20 protein-coding genes and 1 other RNA gene are annotated in these 14,820 nt (G+C 40.4%); 16 read left to right on the forward strand and 5 right to left on the reverse strand.

Annotated elements, in window-relative coordinates; translation table 11 throughout:
- Positions 1-25: 25 nt before the first annotated feature.
- Positions 26-472, reverse strand: a complete 447-nt coding sequence (locus tag B6K08_RS04620) for an Lrp/AsnC family transcriptional regulator (protein WP_039205878.1) — start codon at positions 470-472, stop codon at positions 26-28.
- A gap of 275 nt (positions 473-747) precedes the next feature.
- Here B6K08_RS04620 and B6K08_RS04625 point away from each other — a divergent pair, with 275 nt between their 5' ends.
- Genes B6K08_RS04625 through B6K08_RS04640 form a run of 4 tightly spaced genes read left to right on the forward strand, consistent with a single transcriptional unit; the run spans position 748 to position 4,371 of the window.
- On the forward strand, positions 748-1,308 hold the full coding sequence (locus B6K08_RS04625; RefSeq protein WP_051555365.1) for a biotin transporter BioY: 561 nt from the start codon (positions 748-750) through the stop codon (positions 1,306-1,308).
- 7 nt (positions 1,309-1,315) lie between these two features.
- A complete protein-coding gene (locus B6K08_RS04630) occupies positions 1,316-2,641 on the forward strand; it encodes an AMP-binding protein (RefSeq protein WP_052211706.1) in 1,326 nt (441 codons plus the stop codon).
- The gene (locus B6K08_RS04635; protein ID WP_039205877.1) at positions 2,638-3,198 is read left to right on the forward strand and encodes a hotdog family protein; all 561 of its coding nucleotides are present in this window, start codon (positions 2,638-2,640) and stop codon (positions 3,196-3,198) included. The genes B6K08_RS04630 and B6K08_RS04635 overlap by 4 nt, the downstream gene beginning before the upstream one ends.
- Before the next feature lie 21 nt (positions 3,199-3,219).
- On the forward strand, positions 3,220-4,371 hold the full coding sequence (locus B6K08_RS04640; RefSeq protein ID WP_080325522.1) for a thiolase family protein: 1,152 nt from the start codon (positions 3,220-3,222) through the stop codon (positions 4,369-4,371).
- Between the two features lie 83 nt (positions 4,372-4,454).
- On the opposite strand, the gene B6K08_RS13715 is transcribed toward B6K08_RS04640, so the two are convergent.
- On the reverse strand, positions 4,455-4,598 hold the full coding sequence (locus B6K08_RS13715) for a hypothetical protein (protein WP_159446693.1): 144 nt from the start codon (positions 4,596-4,598) through the stop codon (positions 4,455-4,457).
- A gap of 283 nt (positions 4,599-4,881) precedes the next feature.
- Between B6K08_RS13715 and B6K08_RS04645 the strand changes: the two genes are divergently transcribed.
- From B6K08_RS04645 to ssrA, 4 genes are all read left to right on the forward strand, one after another.
- Positions 4,882-5,748, forward strand: coding sequence for an aldo/keto reductase (locus B6K08_RS04645; protein WP_039211436.1), 867 nt, complete (start codon positions 4,882-4,884; stop codon positions 5,746-5,748).
- A gap of 69 nt (positions 5,749-5,817) precedes the next feature.
- Positions 5,818-6,747 carry a hypothetical protein gene (locus B6K08_RS04650; RefSeq protein WP_039211438.1) on the forward strand — a complete coding sequence of 310 codons (930 nt, stop codon included), beginning with the start codon at positions 5,818-5,820 and terminating at the stop codon, positions 6,745-6,747.
- 188 nt (positions 6,748-6,935) lie between these two features.
- Positions 6,936-7,283, forward strand: coding sequence for an ASCH domain-containing protein (locus B6K08_RS04655; protein WP_027396605.1), 348 nt, complete (start codon positions 6,936-6,938; stop codon positions 7,281-7,283).
- Between the two features lie 83 nt (positions 7,284-7,366).
- Positions 7,367-7,718: a transfer-messenger RNA gene (ssrA, locus tag B6K08_RS04660) on the forward strand.
- Between the two features lie 179 nt (positions 7,719-7,897).
- Here ssrA and B6K08_RS04665 read toward each other — a convergent pair.
- Entirely contained in the window at positions 7,898-8,260 is a 363-nt protein-coding gene (locus B6K08_RS04665; protein WP_052211766.1) for a helix-turn-helix domain-containing protein, read from the reverse strand.
- Positions 8,261-8,489: 229 nt separating this feature from the next.
- Here B6K08_RS04665 and B6K08_RS04670 point away from each other — a divergent pair, with 229 nt between their 5' ends.
- From B6K08_RS04670 to B6K08_RS13720, 4 genes are all read left to right on the forward strand, one after another.
- The gene (locus B6K08_RS04670) at positions 8,490-9,182 is read left to right on the forward strand and encodes an LbetaH domain-containing protein (protein WP_080325523.1); all 693 of its coding nucleotides are present in this window, start codon (positions 8,490-8,492) and stop codon (positions 9,180-9,182) included.
- Between the two features lie 307 nt (positions 9,183-9,489).
- Complete coding sequence (locus B6K08_RS04675; protein WP_039206066.1) at positions 9,490-9,744, forward strand: UPF0175 family protein; 255 nt, start codon at positions 9,490-9,492, stop codon at positions 9,742-9,744.
- A gap of 47 nt (positions 9,745-9,791) precedes the next feature.
- Positions 9,792-10,034, forward strand: coding sequence for a hypothetical protein (locus B6K08_RS04680; RefSeq protein WP_039206065.1), 243 nt, complete (start codon positions 9,792-9,794; stop codon positions 10,032-10,034).
- Complete coding sequence (locus B6K08_RS13720) at positions 10,024-10,182, forward strand: hypothetical protein (protein WP_159446694.1); 159 nt, start codon at positions 10,024-10,026, stop codon at positions 10,180-10,182. Before B6K08_RS04680 ends, B6K08_RS13720 begins: the two co-directional genes overlap by 11 nt.
- Positions 10,183-10,249: 67 nt before the next feature.
- Here the strand turns inward: B6K08_RS13720 and B6K08_RS04685 are convergent, their stop codons facing one another.
- A complete protein-coding gene (locus B6K08_RS04685) occupies positions 10,250-10,528 on the reverse strand; it encodes a type II toxin-antitoxin system YafQ family toxin (RefSeq protein WP_080325524.1) in 279 nt (92 codons plus the stop codon).
- The gene (locus B6K08_RS04690) at positions 10,515-10,793 is read right to left on the reverse strand and encodes a type II toxin-antitoxin system RelB/DinJ family antitoxin (protein ID WP_080325525.1); all 279 of its coding nucleotides are present in this window, start codon (positions 10,791-10,793) and stop codon (positions 10,515-10,517) included. Before B6K08_RS04690 ends, B6K08_RS04685 begins: the two co-directional genes overlap by 14 nt.
- 660 nt (positions 10,794-11,453) lie before the next feature.
- Here B6K08_RS04690 and B6K08_RS04695 point away from each other — a divergent pair.
- The 4 genes from B6K08_RS04695 (at position 11,454) to B6K08_RS04710 (ending at position 14,775) form a co-directional block, all read left to right on the forward strand.
- The gene (locus B6K08_RS04695) at positions 11,454-11,732 is read left to right on the forward strand and encodes a hypothetical protein (RefSeq protein WP_080325526.1); all 279 of its coding nucleotides are present in this window, start codon (positions 11,454-11,456) and stop codon (positions 11,730-11,732) included.
- Positions 11,716-11,994, forward strand: coding sequence for a DUF4160 domain-containing protein (locus B6K08_RS04700; RefSeq protein WP_039207443.1), 279 nt, complete (start codon positions 11,716-11,718; stop codon positions 11,992-11,994). The genes B6K08_RS04695 and B6K08_RS04700 overlap by 17 nt, the downstream gene beginning before the upstream one ends.
- A gap of 449 nt (positions 11,995-12,443) precedes the next feature.
- Positions 12,444-13,442 carry an AIM24 family protein gene (locus B6K08_RS04705; RefSeq protein WP_080325527.1) on the forward strand — a complete coding sequence of 333 codons (999 nt, stop codon included), beginning with the start codon at positions 12,444-12,446 and terminating at the stop codon, positions 13,440-13,442.
- A gap of 523 nt (positions 13,443-13,965) precedes the next feature.
- The gene (locus tag B6K08_RS04710) at positions 13,966-14,775 is read left to right on the forward strand and encodes an MBL fold metallo-hydrolase (RefSeq protein WP_039207441.1); all 810 of its coding nucleotides are present in this window, start codon (positions 13,966-13,968) and stop codon (positions 14,773-14,775) included.
- Positions 14,776-14,820: the final 45 nt, after the last annotated feature.

Genomic DNA, 14,820 nt, shown 5'->3' on the forward strand with positions numbered 1-14,820 from the left:
TTTTGTTTGCGGTTTTATTAAGCTGTCACTCAAGCACAACGGATGGTCTGTCAACAATGGAGGACAGCACCACGATGGTCTGAGTCTTGGCAACTCCGGCCTGCTCCTTTATGCGTGTCAGGAGATTTTCCAGTGTTTGGGTATTATGGGTTACAACCTTCAGGCAATAGTCAAAGTCACCGGTAATGTAGAAGCACTCTTTGATATCAGCCTCATTGAGGACGAAATTCTTGAAATCATCAGCCTTGGAAGGATTATCAAATCCCAAATTAACCAATGCAGTAAGGTTCTTATCCATCAATTCCGGATTGAGGATAGCAGTGTACTGCTTAATGACCCCGGAGGCTTCCAGCTTTTTCAGACGTTCACTGATAGCAGGCATGGAAAGAGAAATTTCAGAGCTCAGAACGGAAATCGTAACGCGGGCGTTTTCCTGTAAACGCTTTAAAATTTGCTTATCAATTTTGTCCATTTTCAATCACCACCATTTCGCTGTTATTATAAAGCATTCAAGGAAAAATGTAAATTAAAATCTTAGATTTTGGCTAAAAATATAATTAAAAAAAAGAAATTTGTTAAACAATTTCGATATTTGGTAAATGGTAGATACAGGAAACCAAAATAAATTAATTTTTTAGTTAACCAGCACGTCAACCAATAGTAAACTTTAGGTTGACGAAAGGGCGACGAAGGGGTATACTTGGAGGCAGAGTTAAACTTACAGAGCAAGAAAGGCAAGTGTTTACAATGAGTCAGAGTGTGGCAGTTCAGCAAAATGTTTCCGTTAAGGATTTGGCCAAAATGGCCATGTGCCTTGCAGTCATCAGTGTTTCGGCATATATTGCTTTTCCACTTCCCTTTACGCCGGCCATGGTGGTTGCATCCACAGCAGCTATGTGCTTTACAGCCTTCATTTTGACACCAAAGCAGACCTTTATGACTTTGGTTGCCTACCTTATTTTAGGTGGGGTTGCAGGCTTGCCTATCTTGCCTGGAGGTACTGGTGGCTTGGGGCGTCTCTTTGGCCCTACTGGTGGCTTTTATTTTGCCTTTGTGGTGGCATATACCATGGTGTCATATTTTAAGGGTAATGTGGTCAGTCTTAAAAGGTATAGTTTGATAAGTATTATCATTAGTTTGCCAATTACCTATATTGGTGGACTGATTTCTATGATGTTAGTCCTAAATATTGGTTTGGAGGCTGCAATTGTACAGGCGGTACTTCCATTTATCCCAGGAGATGTAGTAAAATGTATCTTAGGGGCGTTCATTGGCGTCAGAGTAAATAGAGCTCTGGGGAGTGAATAATTTCGAGATGAAAAATTACTATGAGCTGCTTGTTCAGCAGTGCGGTGTTAAGGCGGATAAATTAATGCTGGACTGCGATGGTGAGAGTTTTACCTACGGTTCCCTGTTGGAGCTGGTGGACAGACTGGCTATCAGTGCGTCTGAAAAGGGAATCACATCCTACAAACCTATATTGATAATAGCTGAAGGTCCTGTCTATCAAGTCGGGGCTTTTTTGGCGTTGGAGAAGCTGGGGGCTGTCCCCATTTTAATGCATCAGGATTGTACCTCTGATGTGGTGGAAACCATTATGCAGGAGAACAATATTTATGGTATGTGGCAGGTTGGTGCCATGCAAAATAATTTCCTGCTTCTGGATGAGGCGGTGGCGGATCATTATCCGTGGGAGGTAATGGGGGCTCTTACTTCTGGCAGTACCGGTGTGCCAAAGGTTTTATATCGTAGCTTTGAAAGCTGGGCGGATTTCTTTCAGGAGCAGAACAGAGTGTTTTGTGTGGATGCAGACACTGTTATGTTCCTCCATGGAAGCATGAGTTTTACTGGAAATCTTAATATGTTTATGTCAGTGCTGGCCGCGGGAGGTTCTGTGATTACCTGCCGACGTATAAGCGGCAATTACTGGAATATGCTGATTATGCGCAATTATGCCACCCATATTTATATGGTGCCCGCCAAGCTACAGATTTTGGGCCGTGCTGCCATGGCAGAGAATCCTTATGTTCGACAGATTATTGCCGGTTCACAGCTCATTAGTCTAAAAGCACAGCAGTTCCTTCGTAAAACCTTTACCAGAGCGGATATAATCCTGTATTATGGGACTTCAGAGCTTAATTATATTTCCTACAAGCACTTAAAGCTGGATGATACGGATTCCAGAAATCTTGGCAAACCCTTCGACGGCGTAAAGGTGAAGTCTGTGAATGGTGATTTATATGTGGACACCAGATATCATGTTAGCGGCGTGAAGATTCCATATTGCTGTGGTGACACGGGTTACATTAATGATGATGGTGAAATCATATTTAATGGCCGCAAGACGGACTGGATAAATAAGGGTGGCTATAAAATCAGTTGCCTGAAGCTGGAACAGCAAATACGCAATATGGACTGCGTCAAGGACGTGGCGGTGATGCCCTTTGATGATGCAACCAGAGGTCAGGACATAGCGGCCTTTGTGGTGACAGACGGCCATACGGATTCCAAAAAATTCCGTCATGACGTGGGAGAATATGTGGATGAACGGGAGCGTCCAAAGAAGCTGATATTTTTAGAGATGCTGCCGTTAAATGATAGAGGCAAGATAAACAAGGAAGCCTTGAGGGAGTTATTATGAATAGAGAATTAGCTGTAATTGCAGGTCGCCTTAGAGGCGGCGATTATGATGGTGTGATGATTATCAAGAATTTGTGGCAGAAGGAAAGCGAGGAGTCCTATAAAGGGGATACCTACGAGCCGGAGATGCTGAAATCCACCAAGAGAATGCTTCTCTGTCAGGCCCGTTCCGGCTTGGAAAGCCTGACTACCACCATGCTGCTGACACCAAAGGAGGCTGCTGCCAAGGCAGAGCTTATTGCCCCTGAACTCACCGGTGACAATGCAGTGGATACCGAGGGCTGCTGGCATGTATTCACCCGTCAGGAGACTTTGGATTTTGTAATTGCTGTTGGAGATACCAACCAGATTCATCGTACGGAGATTCCTGTGGTGCCTGGTATATTTATCATGGAAAGAATTTTGGAGACTCTGCCAAAGAATGTGGTAAAGTTTGAGGTTTCCTATAGAAACGCTGTTTTTGCCGGAGAGCCTTTGTGGTTGGATATAGAAGGCAATAAAGTGGTTTTAAGGGGTAACGGCAAGGAATATATTAACGGTACCTTCGAAGTGGAGTAAGGTTGACTGAGGGGTCATCTCGTGGAACGGGTTTATGTTTTATGGGGCCTTAGGACTCCCATAGTGACGAAGAATAACAAATTTAAGTATATCCCTGCGGAAAAGCTGGGGGCTTTTGTGGTGCAGGGAATTATGAACAAAATAGGAAGGGGCTTGCTGCCAGATGGGGTCATTGCGGGAAATGCCGTAGGAACCGGTGGCAATATAGCCCGTTTAATGTGTCTTACGGCAGGCCTTCCGGAGGAAGTGCCTGCTTTTACTGTTGATATGCAGTGTGCCTCAGGGGCGGCGGCCATAGCCATGGGGTATGCCCAGATTGCCAGTGGAAATGGTGATATGTACATCTGTGGTGGCATGGAAAGCTCATCCTTGCAGCCTATGCGGATTTATAACGAAAACGATGAACGCTTCGGTAGGGTTTCCGGGGGAGATGGGCACTATATGACGGCCCAGTTTTCTCCTGGGGAGCTGGCGGAAAATGCCATGCTTTTAGGGGCGGACAAGACTATGGCTACTGAAAAGGTTACCAAGGAGGAGCTGGATTTTTGGACCTTGCGCTCCCATAGATTGGCGGCGGAATGTGCCAATAAGGGGCTTTTAAAGGACCAGATTATTCCCGTGGAGGGCATATCAAAGGATGATGGCATTCGCTATAGGATGAGCCAGCGCCTTTTGGACAGATTGCCAAAGCTCCTGGGAGGGGATTCCTTGTTGACGGCGGGAAATTCCTGCCTCATTAATGATGGAGCGGCCTTTGTGGTGCTGGTTTCTGAAAGCTGGCTAAAGGAGCATCCTGAATTTACCCCTAAGGCAGAGATTTTAGGAACCTGTACAGCTGGGGGAAACCCGGTGGAAAGTCCCCGTGGAGCAATGCTGACAGCGGATAAGCTGCTGGCCCGTCAGAGGCTGTCATACGAGGATGTGGATGCCATCGAGTTTAATGAGGCCTTTGCAGTTATCGATGTGCTGTTTCAAAGGCAGCACCCTGATCTCATAGAGCGTTATAATATGCTTGGAGGGGCCCTGGCCTATGGCCATCCATACGGAGCCTCCGGGGGGATTATAATGATCCATCTTCTGAAGGCTCTGGAAATTGTGGGGGGCGACCTGGGACTAATGTCTGTTGCTGGAGCAGGCGGTATGGGGCAAAGCATTTTGGTACGAAGATTGTAACTCCAAAAAGACAAAGCGGAAAAATAAAAAAGGCCAAGCCCTCTCGTAGCAAAGGGTTTGACCTTTTTGAATGTATACTCTAATTACTTAATGAAAGCATATACACCAGCTAAAGTGATAGCCTTGAGAATGCCGTCAGCAATCATTGCCATATCCATGTTGTTTTCGCCTCCTGAATAGTAGAAATCACAGCAATACCAAGGGTTTACTGTGTTCTCATTTCTCACAGTGCCTATTATACTGCGCGATATAAAAACATGAAAGGGACTATAGTCCTATAATAAGGTATGCCTCTATAGAACTTTAATATACGTTTTCTAACAATTTTGTTATAACGATGATGAGCAAAATTTCACAGTGTATTTTCACTATTATTTCATGCTTATTCTTTACACTCAAAGGTGTTTCATTGGTTTAATAGAATTCTAATGGAAATAAGGATTTTTTTATCTTTTTCAAAAGGAAAAACTGAAAATTTGGCGTATAATGTCCATAATGGAGGTTGAAACTATGAGCAAGACGGTTCAGCTTAAAAACGGTAAATCTGTTCCCCCATTGGGAATTGGTACCTGGATGATTGGGGATGAGCCCACCAGGGAAAAACAGGAGATAGAGGCTATTCTCACTGGCATAAAGGCTGGTATGACTTTAATAGATACGGCTGAAATGTATGGTGAGGGACGATCAGAAATATTGGTGGGGAAAGCTCTCAAGCAATATTTTGTGGAAGGCAGTCGGGATGATGTCTTTGTGGTTTCCAAGGTGCTGCCCTGGAATGCGGGAAAGGGTAATATGCGCAAATCCTGTGTAAATAGCCTTGAACGCTTGGGCTTGAAATACCTTGATATGTATCTCTATCATTGGATTGGCAATGTTCCCCTAAAAGAAGTTGTGGAAGGCTTGAATGCATTGCAGGATGAGGGCCTTATCCGCAGCTGGGGCGTTTCCAATTTTGATACCAGGGATATGGAGAAGCTGTTAAAAATTCCAGGGGGAGACAAGTGTCAGGTTAATCAGGTGCTTTATCATCTTGGCTCCAGAGGCATAGAATATGACCTTATTGACTATATGAATGACCATGATATTGCCTTGATGTCGTATTGTCCATTAGCTCAGGGAGGCAGGCTTAGTAAAGGGCTGAGGGAAAATCCTGTGGTGGGTGATATTGCAAGGGCCCATGGAGTTACCCCAACTCAGGTGCTTTTGGCTTGGAATATCCGTAATGGACACACTATAGCCATACCAAAGAGTTCATCGGCAGTGCATATAAAGGAAAATGCAGACTCTGTTAATTTGGAGCTTACTTTGGCTGATATACAGGCCCTGGATGGGGAGTTTGCGCCACCATCATGTAAGATGCCTTTAGATACGGAGTAAGCAGTATTTTTTTAATATATTTGTGGATTTAAATCTTTAAGTGATTTGATTTTTGAAAGGATGAGCACTATGAAATTAAAGAAAAAATTATTGGCAGCAGGCCTGGCTTGCGCATTGGCAGTTGGTACTCCAGGTTTTATGGATTCTCAGGCATTTGCTGAGGACATTCAGCCTGCCCTCGTTAATGAAATGGACGCCAAGGCACAGCTGATTAATTCCATGAACAGCCTTACTAATATGGAGAATGGAACCTTATCCTTTAAGGTGGATTTGGCAAGCCCATTCTTTGGCGGGACTGTAAATGGCATATTTGATTTCGTGTCCAAGCCATCAGTGGTATGCCAGGGAAATAGTGAAGTGGTAATGACTTTGGGTGGAATTCCAAACGGCAATACCAGATATAATTTCTATAGTCGTGAAACTGAAAAGGATGTGGAATTCTATTCACAAAACAAGAACGGCAGCTGGGACAAGTACGTTTACGGCAAAGGAAACAGCAAGGCTATTGATGAGGAAATCGAAAAGAGCCTTGGCACAGATTTGCCGGATGCTGTAAAGGGCGTAACATTGGGGCAGCGTCAGGGAGCTGAGCAGAATTATATCGTTACTTTGGATGGTCAGAAGGTGAAGGATTATCTTTTGAAAATGTCCAAATTGGGTAATGTAAAAAAAGGCAGTAATGAAAAGGACAACAAGCTGTTTGAGGATATTCTGAACAATATGGGGGATGTTCAGTGTACCATAACCATAGATGAGGTTCAGCATCAGTTCCGCAACCTTTATGCAGACCTTACCCCACAGGTGAGAGCCGCTGCCAAGGCTATGCTGAGCAATATGAAGGGAGACAGCGGTATGGATGGTATCATTAATGCCAGCACCGTAGAGTTGAATTTCTCTGCCACCAACTACGGCACAATCTCTAATATTGTGATTCCGGAGGATGTGCTCAATAATGCGGTTTTGAAGGAAATCCCCAAGGTTCCTGAAAAGACAAAGTAAGTACATATCATAATATAAGGAGGGAAGCCCGGAGCCTCCCTCCTCTTGTATTTTAATGGAAAAATAAAACTGTAAACTTTTCTTTATTATGACATAGAAATATGTTAAACTGTATCTGTGTTAGATTTTTGTAGACTCTGACGAAACTTGTGTAAACCTTAAAATTATAATATTAGGAGTGAAGAGTTATGATGTCATTAAATTTTCAGGCTGAGAAGCACGCAAAAATGCTGGAGGCCCGTACCAAGCGCTGTACCGTACGTCTGGGGGATGTGAGCAAGCAGTTCCCGGAAAATTCCATCGTCTGGATTACCACAGGCAAGAAGTTCACTCCTAAAAAGAAGCTGTATACCGCATTTTTGGACAAGGTGCGGGTAAAGACCATGGCAAACCTCACCTCTGAGGACCTGGGAGTGCAAAATCCGGAAATCAATTCCCGTGAGGAGTTGATTGCCGACTTCGAGCAGATTTACAAAAAGCGCATTACCATGGAGGATACAGTAACCGTTATTTATTTCACGGAAGTGCTGGATTAACTTGACTTTTTGCGGAATATCATTATAATATTAAACACTATCATATATCAGAAATCTCTTAAACCTGAGATTTCCCTTTACAGGGGGATGTAAAGGTTTCGACGGGGGTGGCTGGAGTATGGATAGCGAGCCGGGGGGTCACCTAGCCCCGTTAGTAAGGTGAAAACGCTTTAAATATAAAAGCAAACGAAAACTACGCTTTAGCAGCTTAATGCTAACCTCTGTCTGCTTATCTCCCGCGTGAGCGGATAAGAGGCCAATAGCGGGATACCCAAAGGGCTGACTCCTGGAGGCCTGAGGGGAATTTTCTCCAGGATCGGAGGGACGGCGGTTGTCTGTGTCTGCCCATCTCTTAAACTTAAACATTGACTGCGCTCGGAGAAGTCTATATGACAACGCTTTCGGACAGGAGTTCGATTCTCCTCATCTCCACCAGATATTCGGTCGAAGTCGAAAACTTTGGCCATAGCATAAGGGCCCTAACCACTGATGGTTAGGGCCTTTTCGAATGCTTTGGAATAGGGTGAAAAAGAAAATAACGGATTTCGGTGGAAAGGTTTGATACGGTGAAAACAAGCGATAATAACAGAAAAGAGGCCTAGATAACCATTCGTCTAGGTCTCTTTTGAATTTTTCCATAATAAATATTTTGCAAATTCTATAACAAGGTCAATGTCCTTATCTGTAAACCCTTTACAGGTTGTCAACAATTCTTGAACCTTGGGAGAAACCTCTAAATCGCTCTTTGCTAAATAGCCCCATAATTCCAATAGATATGAGTATTCAAGATGATAAGCGGAAGAAATTAATTTTAAAGTCTCTGGAGTAGGTTTATTAATTGTTCCAGTTGATTTATCAAGACCTTTTTCAAGATTATTAAGGTAGGTGTAGCTAATACCAATTAAAGTTGCCGCTGAACGTATGCTTAGCTTTTGATTTAATCGACATTCTTTGATTAAAGAAGAAAAAACACTCATATCGCACCCCCGATTATCATTTTAACCTAAATCAGGAAAATGGAATGATTAGCATTCTTGACATTATGACAAGAGTACCTTACAATAAAGACATTAGTAGAGATGTATTTTAGGAGTATATAAATTTTTTAGAGTCTGATAATATGGTTATCTGTCAATAAAAACATGTTCACATATTATTATGCTGATTATATAACTAAATGTGAGTACATGAGGGAGTTAATGAGCATTGATTAATGGAGATAAAAAGAAGTCGATAAAGGGATTTATTATCCATCAATTAAATAATTTCTACTGTATAAAAGATAGTGACTTGTTTTTTTTGGACCAATATTTAGATGAATCAATAGCTCGTACCTTAAACTGTTTTAAACATTTAAAAAATAAATATTACTCCAGTGATGATATTAATTTATTACACTCTGGGCAATACTTTATTTTTTTGTATTATCTTGCTAACACTATATATAATTATGAAATAAAGGAGAAAGAAAATTACAGAAATTATTTAAGTGAAGCAAGAAAAATTTGTGATAAATTGTATTGTTTAAATAAGGCATTTGCATCATGTGATGTTTATTATGAGGTAGAACTGCCAGAATATTTTAGTGTCGATCATCCAGTGGGGAGTGTTATCGGTAGAGCAAGTATTGGAAGTGGATTTAGCTTTATTCAGGGGTGTACTGTTGGCGGGAATAATGGCATTTATCCAGTTATTGGAAATAACGTATTTATGTTTTCAAACTCGAAAATTTTAGGAAAATCAATTATAGGCAATAATGTTCTAATAGGAGCAAATTGTTACATAAAAGATATGAAAATACAAGATAATGTTATGGTTTTTGGACAATATCCAAATATTATAATCAAAGAAAACTATAATAATAAAATACAAGAAATGATAGGAAGCCATTTTCAATAAAGTAAACAAGAGTGGATGCACACGTTCATGGAATTAAATTATTGTATATTGCTGAATGCGCTAGATGTTATACTTTTATTGTATTGAATATATTGGAGATTGCTTAAAATAAAAGCGGTGCACATAGGTGATGTTCTATTAAGCCAAAAAAGAATTTTTATGTGTAATTTAGCCCAGTTGGTTTTTGCGGACCATCTGGGCTACTTTTTAGATTGTTGGCTATTTCCAATGTATTATGCTATACCTAACATAAGAACAAAGGTTCACTATTTGTCCCTATTATCATGTTTTGAGGGAGATGATACTCATGTGTACATTGGCTATAAAAATACCTGATGAGGTATTACTGAATGTTCATAAGACCCAGACTGAAGTGGCATTATATATGAAGCAGCTTTACGCCGTAGATTTGTATAAAAAGAAGCAGGTGTCACTAGGGTATTGTGCTGCTTTGGCTGAAATGTCAAAGGAAGAATTTATTCATTTCCTTGCGGAGTTTGAAGTGTCCATATTCTCCTTTGATGACGATGAGGAATTTGAAACTGAATTGAAGAATGCTTGATTAAAACTTTTAGTAGTTCTCGGTATAAATATTGGGATGTGATACAAATGAGTGTGGATATTAAACAAATAGGAGATATGAAAATCAAAGTCGTCTCCGAAGATGATTCAATCTCTTACAAAGATATAATTAGCGATCAGGATGCGGAAATGGACAGACGGGCGATTGCGGCTGTCCGTTCAGCTATAGAGAAAGCGAAGGTCTGCAACAAGCCTATCGCTAAATTTGATGCTGAGACAAATAGAGCTTACCTGGAGTATCCTGATGGGAGCAGAGAATATGCAAATTAAGAAACCTATGGTTTGGGAAGAATTTGGAAATGCCGAATTATACGCACATTTGAAGCAAGCGGTGGATGATGTGAAAAGTGGCCGAGTTCAGGATGTAGATGAAGCATTTGATGATATATTGTCAGAATTGGACAGGGTTAAAATATAAGGCCTCAGCTATTTTTTAGTAGCTGAGGCTGTGTATTTGATAATGATATTGGTCAATGAATCGTTTCCTAAAATAAATCACTATGGCTACCAGTTCGCATAAGTTTCAATACTAGGCGTTCCTCGATAATCTGGTATATAAGCAACCAGTCAGGTTCAATATGACATTCTCGAACATTCTTGAAGTTTCGTGAATCTGTGAGGGCATGGTCATGATACTTTTTAGGTAATGGTTGTTGATTTTGAAGCAGTTGAACAACTTTTTCGAAATTTTTGGGGTTACAGCCGCGTTTAATTGCGCGTTTATAATCCTTTTTGAAAATAGAAGGATACTCAATCGTCAGCATTAAGATCCTCCATTAAGGCTTGAACAGTATTAAAAGGACCGTGAATGTCATGATCGTTGTCCGCCTCCGCTAATCGCTGCATAAGAATTGAGTCTGCGCCTTCTGCAGTAACTTCAAACGGCAGTCCTTTCTTTATTAATGCCTGTCTTAAAAAAATATTGATAGCAGTCGTCATATCCATGCCGAGAGCCTTAAAAAGCTGTTGAGACTGTTCTTTTACCGCACGATCCATTCTAATGCTCATACTTGTCGTTGTACCAGCCATAATATCGCCTCCTTGTATCTATAGTATATCTTCTAAATATCTGTTGTCAATATAATAGACATGAGAAGGCAAATATTATATGTTAATCAATGTAGAGCAATGTCACCTATATGTTGATTCCTATTAAGTACCAAGGGTGATGTATGAATCATCTCCACCAGATATTCGGTCGAAGTCGAAAACTTTGACCATATTATAACGAGCTTTAAGATGTCCCCTTCTTCTTTAGGTGGGGGAAAACAAACTACAACAGCTGGTGAGCATATCTCCCAGCTCGTTGAAACGCTAATTGGAAGATTTTTCTTCTAAAGAAGAAAAATTTGAACAATGGCGTTATAAGGGCCCTAACCACTGATGGTTAGGGCTCATTCGTCTGTGATATCATGCTTTTCTAGAAATTTGGTATAATGAATCAGATGATGCAGTGAATATATGTAATGTGATATGCTGTTAAGCCTCGAAAATGTTTTTATGAGCACTTTTAGCCCAGTTGGTTTTTATAGACCTTCTGGGCTAATTTTTTAGATTGTTGGCTATTTCCAAGGTATTATGCTATACTTAGCATAAGAACAAAAGTTCACTTTCCTCTTTTTATTGGAGTAAGGAAATTGAAGATGGATAAAAAATACTTACGGTATGGTAGCGAGGGTGATTCTTACGATGCATCAGTTTATGGAATTGAATGATGGCACTCAGATTGTCCATTCCGATGCTCTTTTTGATGAACAGGGCAAAGAATATGTAAAAGTATATATGGAAAAACCAATTCACCTCGGATTTAAGTCTGCTTACTGCTATTTGCCAGCCTATAAGTGGGAAAAAATAGAGGGATTTGATGAGGAAGAATTGGCTAATTTAAAGGATATTGTTCAATCAACTGCACATTTGATTATACAGTTTGCCAGACAGGGAGGACTCGGAAATGCCGCAAATTTTTAAAATTGCCGGTTATTTGGTTTTCTTCTGGTCAAATGAGAGTGAACCGCTGGAGCCAATTCATGTTCATATAACTCAGGGAACACCATCTGGTAACGCAACTAAAGTATGGATTACCCAAGGTGGTAAGTGTTTATTGGCACATAATAATTCTAGAATTCCTGAGAGAGTTCTAAAAGATATTATGGCTGTAATAGAGGCACGTTCAAAGGATATTATTCAGCAGTGGTATGAGTTTCATAATGAGATTTCATATTATTGTTAATAATAAGTAGGGTGCTGTATGATTCATCTCCACCATCAATTAAGGCGAAAACGCAAATTTCGCCTGTAATAAACTTACTGGACACCTGACGGTGTCCACACGCCCTTACACGAAATCTAAAGCTCATCTGCATCCTTCGGATTTGATTCACTAAGATTTCATAGTAAAGAAGGCCAGGACCATTTCTAGAGTGGTTCTGGCCTTTTCTTGTGCGTTTTTTCTGAGTGGAAGAATGAGGGGTATTTTTCCATTTCTTGATGTAGATATGTGGGTCCAGTGAGTCTTAATTGCTTTGAACTACTAATCATAAGGTTTTGAGCGGTTCTCAGTGAAGTTCTCGAAAAAAATAATCAGTGAGTCAATGGGGAAAAATTGTAATGGCTAAATAAATATTGTAAGATGGTCATGGGTAAATATTTTTATGTGACTTTATTTATGGGAGGAATAGTATGTTTTGCACTAATTGTGGACAAAAATTGCCGGATGGGGCTAGATTTTGTACTAGTTGTGGCACACAACTTGGTTCAACAACATCAAATACTGGGCAGGTAGAAAATGACACTATGTATAATGGTTCTTTTACCGTAAAGCAAGAGGAAGGAACAAATAGATGTTGTGTATCTGAGTTAGGCGCAGTAAAGGTATATGAATACAAAAAAGATTTATCAACAAATCCACTTTCAGCTATGTTTGCGTATTATGCATCTGAAATGAATATACGCAAACGTCAAGTCTGGATTGAATTAAAAGATGATTCATATAGACTGCAAGCTGGTGCTATGCAGATGATGATAGGTAATATTTCTGTTAAATCAGATGTAAAGAGTGCAGGAGATTTTTTGGGGAAAATGGTTAAGAGTGTCGTAAATAACGAGTCAGCTGTGAAACCACTGTATTCGGGTAGCGGTACATTAATTCTTGAACCAACGTATAAGCATATTATTTTAGTTAATCCTAAAGACTGGGATGGCGGAATAGTTGTGGAAGATGGTATGTATCTTGCAAGTTCTGGTGATATTAATATTGATATGCAGTCTAGAGCCAATTTTTCTTCGGCAATTCTAGGCGGAGAGGGATTATTTAATACTAAATTAGTTGGTGATGGAGTTGCCGTATTGGAATCTTCCGTACCATATGATGAATTGATGGAAATTACGCTTGAGAATAGTACAGCAAGAATTGATGGTCCATATGCTGTTGCTTGGTCTGGCAATTTGGACTTTGCTGTAGAAAAAGTCAATAAGTCGTTTATTAGCAGTATGGCAACTGGCGAAGGGGTAGTTAATGTATATCGAGGTACAGGTAAAATCCTTGTGGCACCTATTGATGATTTAGGTGAACAAAAAGCCATAGATAATACATCATCTTCAAATGCAAATCCAAATTCACAAGCAGCTTCAAAAGCAGGATCTGCATTGAAATTGATTAATAATTTCCTGGATGATTAAATTTCTCCTGTTTGGTGACTCTATGGGTAGAAGTGAGGTTTGCTTCTTCCGAGGAAGGGTTGCAAAGCTAAACACCTAAGCTAGCGTGTGTCAGAAAAGTGTGATAAGATAAGAGCAAATGTTGAGGATTGGCATTTTGCTACATTGGCTAATATTTGGAGATGGGGTTGTTCACTAGGGAGTTACTAAGGTGATGTATGCTTCATCTCCACCAAATATTCGGTCGAAGTTGGAAGCTTTGGCCATATTATAAGGGCCCTAACCATCTTATTGTAGAGACCCCCATAAGTTAGACTAAGTAATCTAACTTATGGGGGTCTCTACAGAGGTCAGGGCCTTTTTGTATCCAACTAGAGAGGACTTGGAGTCTGGAAAAATGGCCAACTAATATAAAGATATATTTTTAGGAATAATTGAACAATGGCGGTATAATATAACTATATTTGTACGACTGTCGATATGATTGTCGAAGGACAGGAATGTATTATTATGGAAAGAGTGGCGCGAAGAAAGAAGTGTATATATGAAAATTAAGGTGTTAATGGACAATCTGCCAGCGGTAAATTATTTAAATGAGTGGGGCCTTTCAATTTATATTGAATATGAAGATAAGAAAATTTTGTTGGATACCGGAGCCTCGGAGGGATTTTCCAATAATGCAAAGGTGGCAGGAGTGGACCTATCCAAGGTGGATGTTGCAGTATTATCCCATGCCCATTATGACCATTCAGATGGCATGGGGGCATTTTTCGAGGAAAACCAAAAGGCATCCATGCTGCTAAGGAGCTCCTGCAAGGAAAATTGTTACTCCCAAAAGGAAGAGGGAATGGAATATATCGGTATCCACAAGGGATGGCTGGAAAAGTTCAAATCCAGAATAAAATATGTTGATGGCATCTATGAAATCTGTAAGGGTGTAACTTTGGTGCCGCACTTATTTGATATGACAGAGCCTGGTAAAAAGGCGAAAATGTTTACCATGGAAAATGATTTGTTTTTTCCTGAGCTATTTGCCCATGAACAAAGTCTGGTTTTTGAAACTGAAAAAGGTCTTGTCATATTTAACAGCTGCTCCCATGGCGGCGCAGATAATATTATCAATGAAGTTCAAAAGCAGTATAATGATGCTCCAATATATGCCATAATTGGCGGCTTCCATTTATACAAAACATCCCCTGAGGAGGTGGAGGCCTTCGCAAAACGCGTTGAAGCTACAGGAATTCAGAGGGTTATAACGGGGCATTGCACCGGTGATGAAGCCTATCCTATTTTGCAGAAGGTTTTGGGAGATAAGGTGTCACAGATGTATTCCGGAGCGGAGTATAGTATATAATTCATCTATATGACATCTTTGTAAAATAATGATATATTGCGGTAT

Origin of the sequence: Anaerovibrio lipolyticus DSM 3074 (assembly GCF_900141865.1) — a bacterium.
GTDB classification, from domain to species: Bacteria; Bacillota; Negativicutes; order Selenomonadales; family Selenomonadaceae; genus Anaerovibrio; species Anaerovibrio lipolyticus.

What these genes read in the sequence shown, in the direction of transcription:
- B6K08_RS04655 (WP_027396605.1), top strand. Translation starts at nt 6,936, where the DNA reads ATGATGTCATTAAATTTTCAGGCTGAGAAGCACGCAAAAATGCTGGAG.
- B6K08_RS04630 (WP_052211706.1), top strand. Translation starts at nt 1,316, where the DNA reads ATGAAAAATTACTATGAGCTGCTTGTTCAGCAGTGCGGTGTTAAGGCG.
- B6K08_RS04675 (WP_039206066.1), top strand. Translation starts at nt 9,490, where the DNA reads ATGTGTACATTGGCTATAAAAATACCTGATGAGGTATTACTGAATGTT.
- B6K08_RS04665 (WP_052211766.1), bottom strand. Translation starts at nt 8,260, where the DNA reads ATGAGTGTTTTTTCTTCTTTAATCAAAGAATGTCGATTAAATCAAAAG.
- B6K08_RS04710 (WP_039207441.1), top strand. Translation starts at nt 13,966, where the DNA reads ATGAAAATTAAGGTGTTAATGGACAATCTGCCAGCGGTAAATTATTTA.
- B6K08_RS04635 (WP_039205877.1), top strand. Translation starts at nt 2,638, where the DNA reads ATGAATAGAGAATTAGCTGTAATTGCAGGTCGCCTTAGAGGCGGCGAT.
- B6K08_RS04690 (WP_080325525.1), bottom strand. Translation starts at nt 10,793, where the DNA reads ATGGCTGGTACAACGACAAGTATGAGCATTAGAATGGATCGTGCGGTA.
- B6K08_RS04620 (WP_039205878.1), bottom strand. Translation starts at nt 472, where the DNA reads ATGGACAAAATTGATAAGCAAATTTTAAAGCGTTTACAGGAAAACGCC.
- B6K08_RS04680 (WP_039206065.1), top strand. Translation starts at nt 9,792, where the DNA reads ATGAGTGTGGATATTAAACAAATAGGAGATATGAAAATCAAAGTCGTC.
- B6K08_RS13720 (WP_159446694.1), top strand. Translation starts at nt 10,024, where the DNA reads ATGCAAATTAAGAAACCTATGGTTTGGGAAGAATTTGGAAATGCCGAA.
- B6K08_RS04705 (WP_080325527.1), top strand. Translation starts at nt 12,444, where the DNA reads ATGTTTTGCACTAATTGTGGACAAAAATTGCCGGATGGGGCTAGATTT.
- B6K08_RS04625 (WP_051555365.1), top strand. Translation starts at nt 748, where the DNA reads ATGAGTCAGAGTGTGGCAGTTCAGCAAAATGTTTCCGTTAAGGATTTG.
- B6K08_RS04695 (WP_080325526.1), top strand. Translation starts at nt 11,454, where the DNA reads ATGCATCAGTTTATGGAATTGAATGATGGCACTCAGATTGTCCATTCC.
- B6K08_RS04645 (WP_039211436.1), top strand. Translation starts at nt 4,882, where the DNA reads ATGAGCAAGACGGTTCAGCTTAAAAACGGTAAATCTGTTCCCCCATTG.
- B6K08_RS04650 (WP_039211438.1), top strand. Translation starts at nt 5,818, where the DNA reads ATGAAATTAAAGAAAAAATTATTGGCAGCAGGCCTGGCTTGCGCATTG.
- B6K08_RS04685 (WP_080325524.1), bottom strand. Translation starts at nt 10,528, where the DNA reads ATGCTGACGATTGAGTATCCTTCTATTTTCAAAAAGGATTATAAACGC.
- B6K08_RS04700 (WP_039207443.1), top strand. Translation starts at nt 11,716, where the DNA reads ATGCCGCAAATTTTTAAAATTGCCGGTTATTTGGTTTTCTTCTGGTCA.